This window comes from Methanosarcina spelaei (assembly GCF_002287235.1).
Taxonomy (GTDB): domain Archaea; phylum Halobacteriota; class Methanosarcinia; order Methanosarcinales; family Methanosarcinaceae; genus Methanosarcina; species Methanosarcina spelaei.
This window is the reverse complement of sequence record NZ_LMVP01000537.1, coordinates 1-20,039: the sequence shown is the minus strand read 5'-3', so window position 1 is coordinate 20,039 and position 20,039 is coordinate 1. Positions and strand designations below refer to the sequence as shown.

Below are 20,039 nucleotides of genomic sequence, written 5' to 3'. Positions count from 1 at the left end.
AATAAAACCACTACAGTCTGATTCCGTACCTTTTGGTTCAAGCGCAAGTCCAGTTTCGCTTGTTGGAAGTAACGACTCTTGCAATGATTCACTTTACGTTCTCCATAGAACCCTTATCCTAGCAAGTATTCTGAATTGGACTTTCAGAGGTCTTCACATTGTCCCAGGAGCTTTGCACCCCACCATTACTAGTGACGCACATCCTGGTAGGATTGCTCCGAATGGAAGGAGTAGCGTTTCCGCAATTCATGATTTAACTTCTTGTCGCACTTATTGGTCTTCCTCTCTTCTTTTTCTTCCTATTTCTTTTATTTACTGGTATATTGGACTTTATTCCTCTTCTCCTGTTATATTTTCTAATTTTAGCTGTATCATACATTGCATCAGCTGTTACTTTGGAAGGCCTGTTAACAGGCCTTCCTACAGGTCTCTTTATATTAAAATTTTTAAGTGTAGGTATATAAAGTGTAGAATCATTCTTATTTGCAGGAACAATAATAATCGAGAGAGGTAAACCCTGTAGATCTACTAAAACGCTTATTTTTATTCCTTTTATTTTTTTGTGTCCATCGTAACCGATATTCCCCCTTTTTTAGCCGGAACATCCTTTGTATCAGTAAAGCAGTGAGAAAGACCTATTTTATTCAAATCGTAACCTTTGTTTAAAAGTTCATTGAAAATCTTCTGATAAATACCATGTTCACACAGATATAGATGGAATCCATGCGTCTTCGGTTAAGTGAGGAATCGTGACAAATTGCATCAATTTCAACAACATTTGCCAAAAGTTTTAATAAATTATGAGTTGTAGCCAGATATCAATTTCATGTAAAGAGGCCAAAACTTAAAGCCGGTTTCTAATGCAAAATCGATAGCTTTCAGGTAAGAAAATTCCTTAACCGATGACCAATGAGATGGAATCTATGTACTGTTGACTTAGATCCATATTTCCTGGGAACGTCTTTCCACGTACAACCTGTCATAACAACGTACAAAATACCGTTCATTAACTTTCTCATATTTGCACGTGGCCTTCCTGTATATGATTTCTGTGGAGGAAGATAAGGTTCCATGGATTCCCATAGAACATCATCGATTTCACGAAATGACATAAAAGTAAATTTATAATTTCAACATAATATTACTTTTGGGATAGGCTCTAGTTATAAAACTCATCCATATCCTGAGTTGGTTAATTAGGAGAACTTCATAGAAAGCTCCCCCGCCCCTCTTTGTCCTTGAACTTTTCGTATTCAATTTAAAGTTTTATTTGCTTTCAGAATATGTCCCCAATCTATACTCATTTTACTATTACATAACCTGTTTTCGTTACTGTATTACTGCCTGCAGTATTGCTTACAGTAAGTGCAACTGTATAATTCCCTGCTTTGGAATATTTATGCGTTAAATTCTGTTTGGTTGAAGTTGTTCCGTCTCCGAAATCCCACTTCCACTTCGTCGGTATTCCTGTACTTATGTCAGTGAAAGCGACATTAAGTGGTGCTTTTCCTGATGTTGGAGACGCTGAAAAATCAGCTACCGGTTTTTCTGTTACTTGTATATAGCCAGTTTTTGTTAATGTATTACTGCCTGCAGCATTGCTTACAGTAAGTGCCACCGTATAATTTCCTGCCTTTGAATACTTATGCGTTATATTCTGCTTGGTTGAAGTTGTCCCGTCTCCAAAATCCCATTTCCACTTCGTCGGTATTCCTGAAAAATCCATTTCCACTTTGTTGGTGTTCCTGTACTTGTGTCAGTAAATTTAACGTTTAATGGAGATTTTCCTTTTGTAACACTGCTGGTGAAGTTTGCAACAGGTTTTTCTATCACTTTTATATAATCTGTCCTTGTTACCGTGTTACTGCCTTTAGTATTGGCAACTGTAAGTGTTACCGTATACTTTCCTGCTTTGGAATACTTATGCTTTTGATCTTGCTGGGTTGAAGTTGTCCCGTCTCCAAAACTCCACTTCCACTTCGTCGGTATTCCTGTACTTGTGTCAGTAAAGGTAACCGTTAATGGTATTTTTCCTGAAGTAGAAGACGCTGAAAAATCAGCTACTGGTTTTTCTGAAGATTGACTGATGACGTTAATGTACCCTGTCTTTACCTCAGAATCACTTCCATCAGCGTTAGAAACAGTAAGGTTGACAGTGTAAGTACCGGACGTACCGTATGTATACAAAGGACTCTGTTCCGTGCTGTCTATATTGCCATCGTTATTAAAGTCCCATGCATATGAAGATACAGTGCCAGTTGAAGTGTCGGTAAACCGCACTGCCAGGGGAGCAGAACCACTCGTTACGTTGCTTGTGAAGTTTGCAACAGGAAGAACTTGTTCGGAAACAATTATTGTAGCTAACTTTGAGTCTGTACCGTGTTCATTGCTTACTGTCAGATTAACAGTATAGTTTCCTGCTGCAAAGTAAGTATGCGTTGTATTCTGATCTGTCGAACTGGTTCCGTCTCCAAAATCCCAGTTCCATTCAGTTGCTTTTTGCGAATTATCTGTGAACTCTACAGAAAGAGGGACATTACCACTGGTCAGATTACTGGTAAAGTTTGCAACAGGAAGTAATGATATTAGACCTACATCCAAATCAGTAACTGCTGGTGGGATAAATACAACAATACTATCTGCAGGCTCGTATCCTGAAGCTTCTACATGTACCATATAAGAGCCGTTAAGAACATCCCACTTATATTTACCAGCTTCGTCAGTAGTTAGAGGATTTTTATCGGGTTGAGCTATAGGAACGCTTTCACCTGTGGAAACATTTTCCCAGCCTCCAATACCATCAGGAATCTGCAGCCAAACCGATGCATTAGATATGGGTTCCAGTGTGTTGACATCATAAATGTATCCTGCAGGATCATGATATTTAGAGACAACCCATGTCCAAACACGTGCTGTATTATCATCATCGTTAGTTTCAAGATCTGATGTACTGATGCTAACACTGTTATAAATTAAAGTCTCAACTGGAGTATTCTGAGGAATTTTAACTGTAAAAGTTTTATAACCGTGGCCGTCTGGAGAAACTGATCCTATATCCCATGTAACAGTTCTTGTATCAGAATGATAAACTCCACCATCCGAAGCAGACTCAAATTCAACATTATCAGGTAATGCATCTTCAATGCCAACATTTCGAGCGTCTTTGTTCCCAAAATTATAATAATACAATGTATATGTCATCGAACTACCGGAGGTTATACTTGATGGTGCCTGTTTGTAGATTTTGAGGTTGGCACCTACAGATAACGGAGGACAATACATAAACTGCCCAAAGGCAGTAGGCCCAGATCCTACAGGCACAGTAGCTGTAACAGTTTTTTTTGCCACGTCAATTATGGAAACAGTGTTGCTGGCGTGGTTTGCCACATATACCTTTGATCTGGTTGGGTTAACTGCCATACCTACAGGGTTTATCCCTACAGGCACCGTGGCTGTAACAGCGTCTGTCGCTGTGTTAATAATAGAGACAGTATTTCCGAGTGAATTCGTCACATATAACTTTGACCCGGCAACAATTGCAACTCCAAACGGACTTCTTCCTACCTTCACTGTGGCTGTAACAGTGTTTGTTTTCGTGTCAATCACAGAGAGGGTGTTACTGCCAGAGTTTGCCACATATACCTTTGACCCAAAAGGATTGACAACAACTCCAGAAGGAACACTCCCTACCTTCACAGTGGCTGTAACCTTGTTTGTTGCTGTGTCAATTACAGAGACAGTGTTGCTACCATAGTTAGTCACATATGCTTTCGTTCTCGCCGAGTTGACTGCAATTCCCAAAGGATAACTTCCTACATTCACCGTGGCTGTAACAGTGTCTGTAGCTGTATCAATAACAGAAACAGTTGTACTGTTGGTGTTTGCTACATATACCTTTGTTCCCTCAGGATTGATTGCAATTCCTTTAGGTTCACTTCCTACAGGCACAGTGGCTATGACAGTGTTTGTTGCTGTATTAATTACAGAAACATTGTTACTTCCCCAATTTGTCACATATACCTTTGTCGCCTCTGGGTTGATTACAACTCCAAAAGGAGTGATGCCTACAGGCACAGTAGCTGTAACAGTGTTTGTGTTTATGTCAATTACAGAGACAGTGCCAGCAGCATAGTTCGTAATATATGCATATGGCCAGTCGGCAGAGTTTTGTACCGAGTCTGCTGATGCAGTAGACGTTACAAGAGTTAAAAATAAAATTACAGCCAAAGCTAAAGCCGGTGGATGCAATTTTTTGTTAGTTTTCATATTTCCTACTCCTCATCTTTCGTTATTCTTGCATTTTTAACATACCGTGATTTCTTCAAAATCTAGCATTGGTTTTGCTGACAATTGAAAACAAAAATCTATATATTTAATATAAAAATAGTCACAATGTTTATGCTAGGACTAAATATATATCTGTCCGCCTATAAAATACTTCTTTATATATGGGTGTTTTTATATTAATTTATTATATATGGAAAACCGAGTGGACAAAAAAAGTAGTATATATGTAATCAGGATAGTTGAATGTCTATTACTATTGATTTCTTGGTATAACTGTTAATCCTGATAGAAAATACTTTAATTGTAGTTTAAGATTTCAAAAGAACTTAATAAGATTTAAAAAATTAAATGAATGAGATCAACTGTTGAAAAACACGAATTACCACAATAAAAATTAACTTTATAAACATTTTAATATGAATCAGTCCGAAGGAGACTAAGATGCCTGGAAATAAAAAACATAGTAGAAATCAGGAAACAGAATTAAAGTCTGCTTCTGTCACAATGGATATTAACTTATAAAAAGACCTTATTTAACTGCTGAGCTTTCTAGAATTTTTTAGTCGACATTTTCTTAATATCGGTGTGTGGGCTCCTGAAACGAACTAAATAAAAGAATCTAATTGAAGTTGATTAGCTTGAAATAACAAAATTTGAGCACAAAAATGTAAAACTGAGACATCAAGATCCAGAAAATAATTTAGAAAAAGTTAAAAAGTTAAATAATGGGACACCGTTATTGAAAATCGTGAGTATGAAGAAAATTTCCAATATGTAGATAAATAGTAATTTCAAAACTCAAAATTACTTCTTTTAATCACACTATTTGAAAATTACTCGATTTTCGGAGCACAAAAATAGATCTGTAATTTTATAGATTTGGGAACAAAATTATTTTTGGGATAAAATCAATAGATATTATTAAAAAATTACAAAAGAAATCAAACGCTAACAGTACGCAAAGCACTGAAAAACTGCGTCCTTAAATTCGTTCTTCCCCGCTTTCTCGCGTTGATAGTGGTTTGGGATATGTTTTGGAAATTCCCATACCTTCTATCTAAATATAGACTTTTTATTTTAAGCTTAGACTTTTTTGGTTTAAGTTTAGTCTTCTTTTACAATTTCTTTTGCCCCACCAAGGTATGGCCTGAGAACCTCAGGGATTTCCACGCTTCCGTCTTCACGCTGATAGTTCTCGAGTATCGCAACTACAGTCCTCCCTACAGCAAGGCCTGAGCCATTAAGGGTATGGACAAACTGCGGACCTTCAGGAGTCCTGAAGCGGATATTCGCCCTTCTGGCCTGGAAGTTCTCGAAATTGGAGCACGAAGATATTTCCCTGTATTTTTCCTGTGTGGGTACCCACACCTCGATGTCGTAAGTCTTTGCTGCTGAGAATCCCAGGTCTCCGGTACATAGGTTTACCACGCGATATGGCAGTTTCAAGAGTTTAAGGATCTCTTCCGCATCAAGGGTAAGTTTCTCCAGTTCTTCATATGAGGTTTCCGGCTTTACGAATTTGACAAGTTCAACCTTATTGAACTGGTGCTGGCGGATGATGCCTCTAGTGTCCTGACCATGTTTTCCTGCCTCACGCCTGAAACAGGCAGTATACGCTGTAAGGAAGACAGGCAGTTTTTCAATGTACTCGTCCATATAGAGATTGGTTACAGGAACTTCTGCAGTAGGTGCAAGATAGTAACCATCAGTACATAAGTACATATCTTCTTTAAATTTTGGTAACTGGCCTGTACCAGTCATCGCTTTTTCGTTGATAAGTACAGGTGGGAAAACTTCAAGATAACCCTGCCTTGAATGTACGTCAAGCATAAAGTTTACAAGCGCTCTTTCGAGTTTCGCGCCCATACCCTTATAGACCGTAAAACCCTGACCTGCGATCTTGGCGCCTTTCTCAAAGTCAAGTATGTCCAGTGCTTCTCCTATATCCCAATGGGGCTGTGGAGTGAATGTGAACTTTCTTGGCTCGCCAATAACCCTTACAACGGGATTATCATTCTCGTCCTTACCTACCGGAGTTGTCGATGAAGGGATATTGGGAATTCTGAGCATTATTTCATGTATTTTTGACTTGTAATCACGTATTATATCGTCGATCTCTTTTATACGGCTATTAATGCCTTGCATTTCCTCTATCTTAGATAAAGTATCTTTATTTTCTTTCTTTAGCTTCGCTATCTCACGGGTGACCACATTGCGCTTATGTTTTAGCTCATCACCCTCGGCGAGACATTCTCTCCACGCTTTATCATACTCAAGAAGACTGTCTATAAGCTCGGTGCTCATATTCCTGTTAATGAGAGCGTGTCTAACTACATCGGGACTATTACGTACAAGTTTAAGATCCAGCATATTAAGCCCGAGATATCCAGCGTGTGAGAGAATATATATTTTGTGATTTTTCGGGTGTAACGCTGTTATGGAAAGTTACAAAATTGAAAAAGAAAAGAGAGAACAGGGAAATATAAAGAGAAAGAGAAATAAAAAGAGAAAGAGAAATAAAAAGAGAAAGAGAAATAAAAATTAAAAAAATATGAAAACCTTAATTGCTCGCAATCGAAACTATCTCGTTTTAATTATCGATTCTTTAAGGAGTTCAGGCAATAAGTTTTCCATATGGACTTTCTTCAAAGGAACTGACTAACTTTTCGGCTGTCTCATTAGACCTTCCTGAGTCCGAACTCAAAAGCAGCCTTGAAAGACTTGCTTTGTTCATATATTCAACTTTGGGTTCCCCTGATATTCCTCCAAGTTCCGCAGCCTTGTCAATTGCATCATAAAAGTTTCCAAAGCCATCCACAAGCCCAAGTTCCTTTGCCTTGGTTCCTGTGTATATGCGACCATCAGCAAGGGATTTTACTTTACTTTTGGACATGTTGCGCCCTTCAGAAACTTCGGTTATGAAATTTTCGTAGCTGTCCATAACCACAGAATCAGCATACTCTTTTTCCTGATCTGTAAGTCCTCTCCAGGTGCCTCCCATGTCTTTCATTTCTCCGGATCTTGCAATGTAATAATCTACACCTGTTTCTTTATAAGAGAGAGACATATTCTGGAAAACCCAGATCACTCCAATAGATCCGGTATTCGTAGAAGGACTTGCAATAATGTAATCAGTCGGTGCAGAGATATAATATGCAGCACTGGTTGCAAGGTCCCCCATGGATACAACAACAGGAATTCCTTTTGCCTGGGCTTTCTTAATTTCCTCTACAATTTCTTGGGCTGCTGCCGGAGATCCTCCGGGACTGTCAATTCTAAGCACAATTGCCTTGACTCCGTTATCTGCGGCTGCACTGTGGACATCTCCTGCAATCTCTTCTGAAGTAGCATAACCAAGTCCGTCAGCAACGTTTCCGGAAAATATAGTACCCTGAACATAGATAACAGCTACCTTATCCGGATTTCCCAATCCTCCTCCTATACCGAGATTGGAGGAGATTACCGTAAGACTCATCAGTATGATAGTTATGAGAGCCAGTACGACCAGCAGGTAGGTTATCCATCTGTACCTTCTTTTCTGTGGATAAGAATTAGGATTCATGCTTAAATTCTTGTTTTTAACTTCTTTATTTTCAGAGATTTCAGCGTGAGTCCCGTGATCAGTCATTTTCTCTGGACCATCAGAGGCAGAGCTGTCAAAGGAGTTATCACTCGTACCGTAAGTTCCATTATCAGGAACAGAGTAATCACTACCATTGTGAGGACTGCTTTGTAAGTTGTCATCTACAGATAGATCTTTTGAGTTTGTGCCTTCAGGATTTATGTTTCTATCGCTCATATATTGTGGAACCGTATATCTAAGATCGTATATTTTAGATTTGCCGCTTTCGTTTGCGGTCTTGAGCATTGTTTAAGTTTTTAATCAAGAGAGTATACTATTGTAGCAAGCTGTGCAAGAAGAATAGCTTACAAAAGCCCGCAGGAAATAGAATTTATTTAACAGCTCATTTGTCGAAGCTATTGTTAATTTGTCTCTACACTCCATCCTTCTTTATATATAATTGTTAACTATCCCTCAAATAAGTTACCTTGTAAAACACAGTAGCAAAATAAGTAAAGAAAGAAGTAAAGAGAGAAGTGAAGAAAAAGTAAAGAAAAAAGTGGCGAGATATAATTTTTAAAATATGTCAAACTTTTTCAAATAAAAGTTTGATCAAAAAGTGAGCGAAATATATTTTAGAATTGCAGCAAACTTTTTCAAAAAAAGTTTGATCAAAAAGTGAGCGAAATATATTTTAGATTTGCAGCAAACTTTTTCAAAAAAAGTTTGATCAAAAAGTGAGCGAAATATATTTTAGAATTGCAGCAAACTTTTTCAAAAAAAGTTTGATCAAAAAGTGAGCGAAATATATTTTAGAGTTGCAGCAAACTTTTTCAAAAAAAGTTTGATCAAAAAGTGAGCGAAATATATTTTAGAATTGTAATCATCGAAGAAGAATATATTCGTAAAAAATATATGGAGATAGAAATGCCAGAATCATTCAGTAAACCCGTACTTGTTACCTGTGGCCTGCCATATGCTAACGGCAAGGCTCATGTTGGGCACCTCCGGACTTATGTGCCCGCTGATATTTTTGTCCGTTCCCTGCGAAAGGAAGGAAGGGAGGTTACTTTTGTCTGCGGTTCGGATACTCACGGCACCCCTATTGTCGTAAATGCCGAAGAACTAGGGATCACCCCTAAAGAACTTGTAGAGATATATCACAAACATTTTGACGAGACTTTCAGGCAGCTTGGAGTTTATTTTGATGCTTTTGGAACTACGGATGATCCAGAAAATCACAACCGAACTCTGGATATTGTCAACAAGCTGATTGAAAAAAACTATGTGTACCCAAAAACTATCGAAATTGCTTATTGCTCTAAATGCAATCGTTTTCTCCCTGACCGCTACGTAGAAGGGTTGTGTCCTCACTGTGGCGAGATTGCAAGAGGAGATGAATGTGACCAGGGATGTGGAAAACATCTTGAGCCCGGAGAACTTCAGAACCCTGTCTGCACTATTTGTGGAGGGCCTGCAGAGTACAGGCAGCAGGAACATTTCTTTTTCAAGCTTTCCAATTTCAGCGACTACCTGATGAATTATCTCTCAAATGATCTTGGCGGAACCATCAATGCTAGAAACTACGCACTGGGTTGGGTAAAGCAGGGACTTACAGACTGGTGCATCACCCGGAACCTGGAATGGGGAGTAAAATTTCCAGGGCATGATGACCTAGTTGTCTATGTCTGGGTAGATGCTCCTATAGGATATATCGCCTTTACCGAGGAATGGGCTGCAAAAACAGGGGATTCCTGGGAAAAATTCTGGAAAAATAATGGGGAAATTGTCCATTTTATAGGAGGAGACATTACCTATCACCACTGCATTTTCTGGCCAGCTATGCTTAAAGGCGCAGATTATTCGACTCCTACAGATGTTGTAGCTTCAGGAATGGTAAAAATCGAAGACAAGAAATTTTCTAAAAGTAGGGGTAATGTTGTCTGGGTAGGAGAAGATTACCTTGACCATGGTTTCCATCCTGATCTGCTGAGATATTACCTGGCAAGCTATACCTCTCACACAAAGGAGCTGAACTTTTCCTGGCGCGTGCTTCAGGAAAAGATCAATACCGAACTTGTTGCCGTGCTCGGGAATTTCCTGTACCGGACAATGTTGTTTGCTTATAAGAACTATGGAGAAGTTCCCGAAGGAGAACTTGAGCCTGATGTAAGGAACGAAATCGAAAAGATCTTGAAGGAAGTAAAAGCCGCAATGGCCGAATATGAGTTCAAAAGAGCCGTTGATTCTGCAATGTCCCTTGCATCTTTCGGAAACACCTATTTTCAGTCCCATGAGCCCTGGAGCCTGATAAAACAGGATAAGGCAGCCTGCGGACAGGTGCTTTACAACTGCCTCCATCTGGCAAAAGCCTTATGTCTGATCTTTGAGCCAGTAACCCCAGGAAGCATGGAGACAGTCTGGAAAGAGCTAGGGCAGGAAGGAGACCTGCACACCACCCTGTATGATGAGGCGCTCGTGCCTCTGAAAGTAGGCACAAGGCTTGCAAAACCCAAGATCCTCTTCACCAAACTCGAAGATGAAAGAATCGAGGAAATGGAAGAGATTGCAAACCAGAGAGTAAAAGCCGCAGATGCAAAGAAAGCCGCAGGAAAAGGTAACGGAAAAGAACCCGCCAAATCCGAAGGGATGGGTCCTGAAGAGGAAGCAAAACCAGCCGAAAAAACCGGAGAAGCAGCAAAACACGCGGAAGAAGAAAAAGAAAGACTTCCCACGATAGAGTACGAAGACTTTGCAAAACTCGACATCCGCGTAGGAAAAGTTTTGCTTGCCGAACCTGTGAAGAAGTCAAAAAAACTTATAAGAGTTGAAGTAGACATCGGCGAAGAAAAGCCCAGGCAGCTTGTTGCAGGCCTTGCTTCGTATTACGCTCCTGAAGAGCTTGTAGGGAAAACCGTAATCGTACTCGCCAACCTGAAACCTGCAAAACTCTGCGGAGTCCAATCAAACGGCATGATTCTTGCAGCCGATAACTGTGAAGATAATATTGTAGCAGCCCTGATGCCTGACAGAGAAATAAAGCCAGGTTCAAGAATACGCTGAAATAATTTCCTTTTCTTTTTTACTTTCTTTTTATTTACTTTTTTATTTTTTTATTTTCCCTTTGTGTTCGGGCTTTTTGCTTTCTATTTCTCTTTTTACGGAAAAGGTAGTTTGAGGTCAAAAGTGGTAAAAGCCAGGTAAAATGCAACCATATACAAGAATAAATTTCATTTTTCCGATGAAATAAGATTTTTATAGATTTGAGTACATTCTATAAATGTAGAGAAAGTTTTTAAATAAATCTTCCCACTTTTTATTTTTATATTTAAGTCTCAATAGGATTAGGTTAGTACACTCTAATAAATTAAAATCAGACAGTTATTACATAAATCATGATAAGTTCAGTCAACATTTCGATAACCTACTCATTACAATTAAGTAAAGAACAGGAGAATTTTTGATGAAACACCTGAATTTGTTTTCGATACTCTTTACACTTATATTGCTTTTTCTGGTTCCAAATCTTGCAGCAGCCATGCTTGTAGCTGAAACTGCTGAAATTCCATATCAGATAAACAACTCTGACCGCATAATGATCGGCACGGTGAGTAAGATAACTGATTACGGCAGATACACGATCACCACAATTACAGTTAATGAGTGGCTCTATAATCCCCTGCCTGCGAAAACTATACAAGTGAGAACTGAATCAGGATCCAGCTTCTGGACTGAAGACGAAGCTGAGTTTACCACTCATAACGAATCCGTGCTCCTGATGTTAAAGGACAAAGACCTGAATAAACAGCTTTTCAGTGTAACTTTCGGTTTTCCAGGAAAACACCCTATTTCTGACAGAGACGCAGTAGTTAAGGAGCTAAAAGCTCAGGGAAAGTGGCCGGAAGAAAACCAAACCGAAAATAAAACAAACGAGACTGAGATTGTAGAAAATACAAAAACAGAGAATAAACAGGAAGATCAAAACGTTGACAGCATAAACGATACCAAAACAGCAGAAAATACAGAAACAACAGACGAGAAGGAAGAAAGTTCCAATAAGACCCAGAAACCAAAAGCTACTCCTTTCATGAGCCCTGTCAGTGTGATTGCAGTAATGCTTGGAACAGTCATATACTTAAAAAGAAAACGGTAAAAGGTTTAGAAGAAAAGTTTATGCAACCTTTATGAAATGTCGTGTCCTCAAATCACTGACTCAATTTGATAGGATTCACGCGATTGAACTGGGAAATCAATAGCATTAAACCTCTACTATATGAAATACTAAATCGGTTACAACTAATGTGTTTGGTTTTGGACTTCAAATGCGTACAGTAACTAATTCCAATTGTAGGATCATACGTAATTTTAAGGCACGCTCTTGTTTAACCTGTAGAGTTTTTACCAAAAAAATCTGAATAACGTTTGCTTGATTCTGAGAGTATGTTAAAGGTGTAAATGTGTGCCAGTGTCACGTCAATCCTAAGGATAAATAATTCTGAATCATTTTTAACCAATTATGTACACATTTTAATGCTGGCGCGACACTAGTACTGTAATTCTAAGTAGATTCATAACATTTGACTTTCGGAGCTATTCATTGATAATGAATTTCTCACAAAAGAAAAAACTTATTTTGGAATCGAGGCACCAGGCATTATCAGTCCAAACGTACAACTCTTACAAGAGACTGAATCGGAATATTAGCAATCATATCTGCACCTTTTTTGTCTACCAGTACAACTACAAGTCTTGGTTTTGCATCCATTTCTCTTAGCCGCTCAATCACTTCCATACTGGTTGAACCGGTGGTAATAACATCATCCACGATAACACAATTTTTACCGGCAACAGACCCAAAATTCCTGCTTATTGTCCCTTTGTGGCCTGCGTGAACGCTCTCCTGCCCTTTACGGTGATAAATAGCTAAATCTGTACCTAATTCATATGCCATCATGCTTGCCAGAGGAATACCATTGGCTGCAACGCCAACAACCACATCTACTTCAGCATTTATTTTTTCTAAAGTCTCAAGCACCATGTCGCAGAGTGCAAGCGAGATGTTGTGGAGACGTTTAGCACTTTTTCCTATACTGTTCCAGTTTACAGAAATATCCTTTGGAGCAGGAGTTATTTCTTCTTTTTTAGAACGGGTTAAAAGCCAGACAACGGTTTCCCTTGAAACATTGAGTTCGTCGGCGATCTGACCGGTTACAAGCCCGTTATTTTGCAGTTCCACAGCTTTCTGTATTAAATCTTCTATATCCTTCATGTCTCCATAACCACCTGAAATTTTTATCCGGATATATACCGGGTCTCCAAATTAAGGTAATATTATAATATCAAGTGTTATATCCCTTTCTTCAGCTTAAGATTGACTCTTTTTACAAATTCTTCATTTTTGAAGAAAAATGATGACAAATGAAGATAGAGAAAATCTTCTTTTTCAGCACTCTTCATCCAAGGATAAACCGTTGCTCAGTAGACTGAAAAATTTTCTGCAACTTTAACTGAACTCAAACTATTTGGTTGTGTCCATGAGTCATTGATTGAGTATGAAAATGAGTATTTAATCAATTATAGGAAAAAATAGAGATTTTCATGCATATGAATTTCAATAACTCATGGACATTACCGATAAAAAGAGTAGTATTAAAAATGTCGAAAGATTAGTATATATTCACCAGATGTATACTAGATATATTAACCTTTAGATATATTAACCTTTAATGTACTAACCTTTAGATACATTAGCCTTTAATGTATTATCCTTTATTTTTCTCCAGTACCATCTCAAGATAAGAAGTCCGAATAGAATCTTTTTCCTCGGCGCCAAACTGTTTTAGCAATTCAAATAATTTTGCCCTTGAAGATTCAAGCTCTTTTTCACTATCAGCCACGATTTCAACTTCAAGAAATTCTCCAAGCCTCTCTACGATGTCGAGGCAGACAGTAATTTCTCCTGCCCTGAAGACTTCCCTTTTTTTACGTACCACTCCAGCTTCGGAGAAACCAAGGGCATGCAAGATTTGTATTGTAGTTTCTTCGTCTACAGAAGTTTCGAATTCTTCCCGAGTTTTGGAGATCCCATCGAGTTTGGGACCTTTATAGGTTAGCACAGCCTGATCATTCAGGGAGCGGATCCTGAGCGCCTCGTCGGTTTTTGCAAAATCCCTATAAGGAGCTGCAAAATAAACGTCGGACTGGCTCTCAACTCCAAGTTTTACTGCTCCTATTTTTTTGAGAACATGGTGGGCTTTTGAATGGTCCGCTTTGACCTTGACCTCGATTTCAATCATAGTTTTCAGGCATCTCCGATAAAATCTGTTTAAAATTGGTAAACATTGTGACCTATTGGTAGCTAGTATCTATGACTAGACACTTTGCCTTGCTAAAAACTCACTTCAGTAGTCTAAAAAATGGAATCCGGAAAGTCCGGACATTTTATTCATGTTCAGGGACGAACTTGGTGCCATAGTAGATCATGCCACCTTCACCGTCCTCTCCAAGCTTGCGGAATACGGATCTTACCCTCATTCTAATGTGAATATTCTCAGGATTGCCAATTACCTGTGAGGTCAGTCGGGGACCTTCATCAAGCTGAATTATCGCAAGGATGTAAGGAGTCTGGTCTTCAAAACCTTCAGCAGCTGTATGGATCACTGTATATGAAATTATTTCGCCAGTGCCTTTGAATTTGTAAGGCTCAATATGGCCTACACGCCTGCAGTTTACGCAAAAATTGCGCGGAGGATAGAAATATTCCCCACATTCATTACAGCGGGTACCTTCAAGGTTATACCTGCTGCCAATGCCTCTCCAGAATCTTGGAACCGAAGCCATAGGATATCACCTCTCCCTCGAGAAAATATGCACTACTGCTGTTGCCCCTGACCCTCCTACATTATGGGTCATACCGTACTCTGCACCTTCGACCTGACGCTGGCCTGCTTCTCCGCGCAGCTGGGTTACAATTTCTACAGCCTGTTTTATGCCTGTTGCCCCCACCGGATGTCCGCATGCTTTTAGGCCACCTGAGGTATTGACAGGAATCCTGCTCCCTATTGCGGTTTCCCCGTTTGCTGTGACAATTCCGCCTTTTCCTTTTTCTGCAAACCCGAGATCTTCAATTGCGCAAATCTCAGCAATTGTGAAGCAGTCATGTACTTCCACAAGGTCGATGTCTTCAGGCCTTAGTTTTGCCATAGAGTAGGCCCGCTTTGCAGCCACCACGGTTGCATCGAGGGTTGTTATATCTCGCCGGTCATGAAGCGCGATAGTATCGCTTGCCTGAGCCGTTGCCCTGATATAAATGGGGGTATCCGTATACTTGTGCGCAATATCCGCTGGAGCAAGTACAACAGCTGAAGCACCATCAGTTATAGGAGAACAATCAAAAATGTGTAAAGGATCAGCTACCATAATAGAATTTAACACGTCTTTCACAGTAATTCTGTTTTTATACTGAGCAATTGGATTTAAAGAGCCATTTTTATGATTCTTTACGGCAACCTCGGCAAGCTGCTCACTGGTAGTCCCATACCTGTGCATATGCAACCTTGCAATCATTGCATAAAGCCCTGGAAAAGTTGCTCCTGTCATCCCTTCCCACTCGCGATCAGCCGCTGCTGAAAGAGCTGAAGATGCTTCCTCAGAGCCAACATCAGTCATTTTTTCAGCTCCTGCTGCAATCACTATATCATTATAACCGGAAGCTACAGCCATGATGGCCTGCCTCAGGGCAAGCCCGCCCGATGCACAGGCAGCTTCAACTCGAGTAGCTGGAACATGCAGGTTCTTGGAGAGTCCCGAATAATCCGCTATAAGAGCACCTATATGTTCCTGATCAATAAATCGGCCTCCGCTCATGTTTCCTACGTAGAGAGAGTCGATTTCTTTTCCGCCAACGCCTGCGTCTTCAAGTGCTCCAGCCCCGGCTTCTACTACTATATCTCTCAGGGACCGTTCCCAAAGTTCTCCAAACTTGGTATTCTTTACTCCGATAATTGCTACGTCTCTCATATTTTTCACTCCGTTTTCATGACCGGCGAATCTTCCCTTTATGTTTGGCATATCTTGCATAGTCAATATATATAGGATCTTTAATTAGTTCGGAAACCGTCGGAGCCCTATTTCGGATTTCCTCGATCCTATCTGTAACCGTTATACTAAAAGCATCAGACCCTGCACCAGACCCGAAGGCAGTAGCAAAAATCCTGTCCCCTGGTTTTGCCTGGTCGAGAGTTGCAGCAATTCCCATAAGACAGGAACCTGAATATGTGTTCCCTATTTTTGGAACTACAAGTCCTGGAGCAATCTGAGCCTTGGTGAAACCCAGGCTTTTTGCAACTTTGGTCGGGAATTTTCCATTTGGCTGGTGGAAAACCACATAATCGTAATCTTTAGGCTTCGTCCCTAGTTTTTCTAGAAGACCTTTTGCGCCGTTAGTCACATGCTTGAAGTAACCTGGTTCTCCTGTAAAACGGCCTCCGTGCTCAGGATAGGGCATTCCTTCCCGTCTCCAGAAGTCAGGCGTGTCAGTTGTAAAAGAATAAGTGTCTTCAATGATTGCGGCAATCTCGGATTCGTTTTTCCCAATGAGGCAGGCAACTCCACCTGCAGCTGCGGTATACTCGAGGGCATCACCCGGAGCTCCCTGGGAAACATCGGCTCCTATAGCCATGCCCAGGTCGACCATTCCTGAACTTACCAGTCCCATACAGGCCTGAACTGCAGCTGTCCCTGCCTTACATGCAAATTCGAAGTCTGCTGCAGTCATGTTTGGAGTCGCTCCTATAGCCTGGGCGACAATCGTGCTTGTTGGCTTTACAGCATAGGGATGACTCTCCGAGCCCGTGTATACCGCTCCAATCCTTTCTGGATCAACCCCGCTTCTTATCATCGCGTATCTTGCCGCTTCCACAGCTATGGTCGCTGCGTCTTCATCGATATCAGGCACAGATTTTTCATATACCATAAGGCCACTTTTAAGAGCCTCTGCATTATCACCCCAGACTTGGGCGATTTCTTCAACTTTGATACGATATCTGGGAACATAAGCACCGTAAGAGACGATTCCAATAGTCATATTTCCACCTGTTTTTGAGTGTTTCAGGGCATCAGAGTTTAGGGATTTATTCCCTTGCATAGTATTGACTGTATTTTCTCAGTAGCTGGATAATTTGATCAAGATCCATCGTAGTTGCGACCAGGGGGATACGGTCGACTTCTGCCATCTTGATTGCAACAGGTTCGACCTCTTCTTTTCGAAGCCCGTGAAGTACCACGGCACCAGGCTTAAGGTTGGTAACGCGGATGGCTACCATTGGGGATTTCCCGGTGCTGACCTTTGTAAAGATCATGGCCCTGTCAGTACTCCAGCCATAGAGCTTCTGAAACTCGTGGGAAGAAAGTTCCAGGATTGCTTTCTGGCTGTCAATGACAGAAAAACCGTAAAGAGGTCTTTCAACTCCTTTATAGACAATATTTCCTTCGATAATGTTGACCAGTTTAGCAAGCTGTATCGGAATCGTATACTCGTATGTGGAGTAGATAGATTTCGTACCGCTTTCTAAGGTAAGTATTGACTCATAAGCGTGAATTTTTTTACTTCCCCTGTCCATATCAATCTCAAGGAGGCACTCAACAATTTTTTTTATAATTAGTGTTCCTGGTGATTTTCGTCTCCCACTTTCATAATCACTGATTACTGAAGGGGAAACTTTAAGATAATTTGCAATGTCGGTCTGGGATATCTCAAAATTCGATCTCCATTTTTTGAGTGACTCTCCCGGTTTTTCCGAAAGAGTTATATCTCCAGCCATTTTCTCCGCCAGACGGTTGCGCAGATTTTCTGAGGATTCATTGGATGTCATGACTCACGTACTCTAAGAGGAAACATTACCTTATATATTTAACGAATACGATTTCGGCAATTGTCGCAGAATTTCTGAATCAACGCGCTGCAAATATTCTCAAAAAAATTTATAACACTTGCGAAAGAAATAGTATATGATGTCAACCGATTTGCCCAACCAGGAGATAAATGTCTCAGACCTTCTTCTATATGTCAACTGTCCGAGAAGGGTCTATTTTGTCAATCGAGGCTTTGAATTGTTTTCGGAAGTGAATGCATCCAGGCTCGAAAGAATAATCCTGAAAGAACTTTCCCTGAATTATCCCGAAATTGTGAAAGAGTGTTCGTTAAACGCCGATAACCTCCATAAAGAGCTTGAACATTCCCTGGCAAAGGTATGTACAGACCTTCCACTCCTGTTTCCACGAGAACTCGCAGGTGTTACAAAGGAGATTTTTGAGGAAGGAAAAGCGCGGGCAAGAGCTAAACTTCCCGAAATTGCATCCAACCTGCTGGGAGCACTTGAAGAATTTGGGAAGGAGTCTATGCTTGCGGCACTTACGCCAGTTAAAACCGAACCATTTCTTTCCTCAGAAAGGCTCAACCTTAAAGGTGTTCCATCAAAACTCGTTTGTTTTGAAGGTGCGCAGGTTCCGTCAATCTTAAGGCCAGGAAGCTGCCCTGAACAGGGTGTATGGGCCTCTGACCGGATACATATTGCAGCTTTTGTCCTGCTTCTTGAAGCCGAAAATGGAAAGGAAGTTCCCTTTGCCTTTGTGGAGTACGTAAGTTTCGGCCTGCTCAGACGGGTGGCTGTTCGAAGCTCGGATAGGCGGGAAGTTCTCAAAATCTGCAGGGAAGTGGAAAAAATTAAAGCCGGACTCATGCCTGAGAGAAAAGAAGAGAAACTCTGCAAGGAATGCAATTTCTCAGAACACTGCGTTTCAGAATCTTCCCTTATGTCGAAATTTTTCTAATTATGAATCTTATAACGGTAGTAGCTCAAGTAGAAATGAATCGAGCAAAAATAACTCTACTCCAGGCTTCGGATTATTAGGCAGCTTGATCTGCCTTTTTGGAGGATGGGAGTTCAGGAAAAAGTAAACGCCAAAAATGGATTTTGATGTCATTACTTATCGGACTGCTAGCATTAAAGACAAACACTGCCCAGGAAAAAAGAGGAAAATAAAATCATGTCAACACTACCAGTTGACACTTTTTCGATTTTTAACTCTAGTAACACTGACTTTTAACGTAAGACTTCCACCTTTAACCCTTTTTTCGAGCCTATTACAGTATTAAACAAGCTAGCCGCAATACGCCCTATGAAGTATCCAGATACCCCATAAAATATAGGTAGACTGAATACAGCCCATTTCCCGAAAATCAAGGAAAAGATTCCGAACTTTCTTGGTATCGAAATTCCCATTAAAGCAGCGATTGTTGTAAAAAACCCAAAAACCAAACCCATTGTTCCGTAAAGGATTGTAAGGATTTTCCCGAATTCGGGTGCATCTATTTCTTTTATGACTACCATGAAGTTCCCCCTGTATTCATTAGTTCTGCATTTCTATATATCTTTATCATGACCCAATTCTGAAACCAGTATGAATAGTAGTCTAAAACCAGTATAATTAATCTAAAACCAGATAATAACAGTAGTCTAAAAACAGCAAAGAAATGCTTCATAACGATGCAAGAGAGTTAATGAATAAAATTTATCTGTATCTGCAACAGATAGTACAAGGAAAATGTTCTCCGCCGCTATGGTCACTAATTAACGGTTCATAATTTCATCCTCTACTTATTTGAACATAATATCCATCAGGGAATTTTAACGAATTATTGAATAGAGGTTATGACTTGAAGAAAGCAGATCTTTCCTGTTATATCACTGATACAGAGATATTCCTGCCAAATATTCGTACTATCATACTACTTTAGTTTGAGGAAAAAGTATGATGGTTTTCTTTGATGTAGATGGTACTCTGTTGGATCATAAAAGTGCAGAGTTTACGGGAGTTAAATTATTTTACCAGAATTACCGAAATTTATTTAGTATGGATTTTAATGAGTTTTATTCTCTTTGGTGTAAAATATCAGAAAAACATTTTGAAAGATATTTAGCCAAAGAATGTTCTTTTGAAGAGCAGCGAATAGAACGAATTAAAGAACTTTATTTAGAACGAAATATTGATCTATCAAGTGAAGAGGCACTTAAAGTATTTGATTATTATTTACGCAATTATGAATTAAGTGATGGTCAATTTGTATCTAATTGGTATTATATATTTGAAAATCGTATATTTATACTATGGGAGAACGAGGTCCAAAACC

General features: G+C 39.9%; 14 protein-coding genes and 3 pseudogenes. 4 read left to right on the top strand and 13 right to left on the bottom strand.

All coding sequences use genetic code 11. The features are described 5' to 3' along the window. Positions 1-253: 253 nt before the first annotated feature. From ASJ81_RS20055 to sppA, 6 genes and pseudogenes are all read right to left on the bottom strand, one after another. Positions 254-541: a transposase gene (locus ASJ81_RS20055; protein WP_245860007.1), complete on the bottom strand. Its 288-nt coding sequence runs from the start codon at positions 539-541 to the stop codon at positions 254-256. Between the two features lie 337 nt (positions 542-878). Next, entirely contained in the window at positions 879-1,112 is a 234-nt protein-coding gene (locus ASJ81_RS24345) for a transposase (RefSeq protein ID WP_095645903.1), read from the bottom strand. A gap of 188 nt (positions 1,113-1,300) precedes the next feature. Further along, a pseudogene (locus ASJ81_RS24075) lies at positions 1,301-2,574 on the bottom strand (PKD domain-containing protein); the annotation flags it as partial. 342 nt (positions 2,575-2,916) lie between these two features. Then, positions 2,917-4,266: pseudogene (locus ASJ81_RS24070) on the bottom strand (YVTN family beta-propeller repeat protein); the annotation flags it as partial. 1,125 nt (positions 4,267-5,391) lie between these two features. Next, positions 5,392-6,657 (bottom strand): serine--tRNA ligase, encoded by a 1,266-nt coding sequence (gene serS, locus ASJ81_RS20035; RefSeq protein ID WP_095645900.1) that lies wholly within the window; start codon positions 6,655-6,657, stop codon positions 5,392-5,394. Positions 6,658-6,901: 244 nt separating this feature from the next. Beyond that, on the bottom strand, positions 6,902-8,086 hold the full coding sequence (sppA, locus tag ASJ81_RS20030) for a signal peptide peptidase SppA (protein ID WP_095645899.1): 1,185 nt from the start codon (positions 8,084-8,086) through the stop codon (positions 6,902-6,904). A 690-nt stretch (positions 8,087-8,776) separates the two neighbouring features. Here sppA and metG point away from each other — a divergent pair. After that, positions 8,777-10,912: a methionine--tRNA ligase gene (gene metG, locus ASJ81_RS20025; protein ID WP_245860361.1), complete on the top strand. Its 2,136-nt coding sequence runs from the start codon at positions 8,777-8,779 to the stop codon at positions 10,910-10,912. A 400-nt stretch (positions 10,913-11,312) separates the two neighbouring features. Continuing rightward, a complete protein-coding gene (locus ASJ81_RS20020; RefSeq protein ID WP_095645898.1) occupies positions 11,313-12,002 on the top strand; it encodes a hypothetical protein in 690 nt (229 codons plus the stop codon). Positions 12,003-12,506: 504 nt separating this feature from the next. On the opposite strand, the gene ASJ81_RS20015 is transcribed toward ASJ81_RS20020, so the two are convergent. From ASJ81_RS20015 to ASJ81_RS19990, 6 genes are all read right to left on the bottom strand, one after another. Then, entirely contained in the window at positions 12,507-13,118 is a 612-nt protein-coding gene (locus tag ASJ81_RS20015; protein WP_095645897.1) for an orotate phosphoribosyltransferase-like protein, read from the bottom strand. 493 nt (positions 13,119-13,611) lie between these two features. Next, positions 13,612-14,145, bottom strand: coding sequence for a class IV adenylate cyclase (cyaB, locus tag ASJ81_RS20010; protein ID WP_095645896.1), 534 nt, complete (start codon positions 14,143-14,145; stop codon positions 13,612-13,614). A gap of 145 nt (positions 14,146-14,290) precedes the next feature. Further along, the gene (locus tag ASJ81_RS20005) at positions 14,291-14,689 is read right to left on the bottom strand and encodes a Zn-ribbon domain-containing OB-fold protein (protein ID WP_095645895.1); all 399 of its coding nucleotides are present in this window, start codon (positions 14,687-14,689) and stop codon (positions 14,291-14,293) included. 6 nt (positions 14,690-14,695) lie between these two features. Further along, entirely contained in the window at positions 14,696-15,868 is a 1,173-nt protein-coding gene (locus tag ASJ81_RS20000; RefSeq protein ID WP_095645894.1) for a thiolase domain-containing protein, read from the bottom strand. Between the two features lie 16 nt (positions 15,869-15,884). Further along, positions 15,885-16,934 carry a hydroxymethylglutaryl-CoA synthase gene (locus ASJ81_RS19995; protein WP_095645904.1) on the bottom strand — a complete coding sequence of 350 codons (1,050 nt, stop codon included), beginning with the start codon at positions 16,932-16,934 and terminating at the stop codon, positions 15,885-15,887. Between the two features lie 46 nt (positions 16,935-16,980). Beyond that, positions 16,981-17,721: a helix-turn-helix domain-containing protein gene (locus ASJ81_RS19990; RefSeq protein WP_048109259.1), complete on the bottom strand. Its 741-nt coding sequence runs from the start codon at positions 17,719-17,721 to the stop codon at positions 16,981-16,983. Positions 17,722-17,857: 136 nt separating this feature from the next. On the opposite strand from ASJ81_RS19990, the gene ASJ81_RS19985 reads away from it, so the two are divergent. After that, on the top strand, positions 17,858-18,679 hold the full coding sequence (locus tag ASJ81_RS19985; protein WP_095645893.1) for a CRISPR-associated protein Cas4: 822 nt from the start codon (positions 17,858-17,860) through the stop codon (positions 18,677-18,679). Between the two features lie 272 nt (positions 18,680-18,951). Here ASJ81_RS19985 and ASJ81_RS19980 read toward each other — a convergent pair whose 3' ends face one another. Beyond that, positions 18,952-19,239, bottom strand: coding sequence for a hypothetical protein (locus tag ASJ81_RS19980; protein ID WP_095645892.1), 288 nt, complete (start codon positions 19,237-19,239; stop codon positions 18,952-18,954). A gap of 421 nt (positions 19,240-19,660) precedes the next feature. Between ASJ81_RS19980 and ASJ81_RS19975 the strand changes: the two are divergent. Then, positions 19,661-20,039 (top strand): annotated as a pseudogene (locus ASJ81_RS19975) (hypothetical protein); the annotation flags it as partial.

Bases quoted from the DNA above. Each gene is read 5' to 3' on its own strand.
- ASJ81_RS20005 (WP_095645895.1), bottom strand. From the start codon at position 14,689: ATGGCTTCGGTTCCAAGATTCTGGAGAGGCATTGGCAGCAGGTATAAC.
- ASJ81_RS20015 (WP_095645897.1), bottom strand. From the start codon at position 13,118: ATGAAGGATATAGAAGATTTAATACAGAAAGCTGTGGAACTGCAAAAT.
- serS (WP_095645900.1), bottom strand. From the start codon at position 6,657: ATGCTGGATCTTAAACTTGTACGTAATAGTCCCGATGTAGTTAGACAC.
- ASJ81_RS19995 (WP_095645904.1), bottom strand. From the start codon at position 16,934: ATGACTATTGGAATCGTCTCTTACGGTGCTTATGTTCCCAGATATCGT.
- metG (WP_245860361.1), top strand. From the start codon at position 8,777: ATGCCAGAATCATTCAGTAAACCCGTACTTGTTACCTGTGGCCTGCCA.
- ASJ81_RS24345 (WP_095645903.1), bottom strand. From the start codon at position 1,112: ATGTCATTTCGTGAAATCGATGATGTTCTATGGGAATCCATGGAACCT.
- ASJ81_RS19980 (WP_095645892.1), bottom strand. From the start codon at position 19,239: ATGGTAGTCATAAAAGAAATAGATGCACCCGAATTCGGGAAAATCCTT.
- ASJ81_RS19990 (WP_048109259.1), bottom strand. From the start codon at position 17,721: ATGACATCCAATGAATCCTCAGAAAATCTGCGCAACCGTCTGGCGGAG.
- ASJ81_RS19985 (WP_095645893.1), top strand. From the start codon at position 17,858: ATGATGTCAACCGATTTGCCCAACCAGGAGATAAATGTCTCAGACCTT.
- ASJ81_RS20020 (WP_095645898.1), top strand. From the start codon at position 11,313: ATGAAACACCTGAATTTGTTTTCGATACTCTTTACACTTATATTGCTT.
- ASJ81_RS20000 (WP_095645894.1), bottom strand. From the start codon at position 15,868: ATGAGAGACGTAGCAATTATCGGAGTAAAGAATACCAAGTTTGGAGAA.
- sppA (WP_095645899.1), bottom strand. From the start codon at position 8,086: ATGAGCGATAGAAACATAAATCCTGAAGGCACAAACTCAAAAGATCTA.
- cyaB (WP_095645896.1), bottom strand. From the start codon at position 14,145: ATGATTGAAATCGAGGTCAAGGTCAAAGCGGACCATTCAAAAGCCCAC.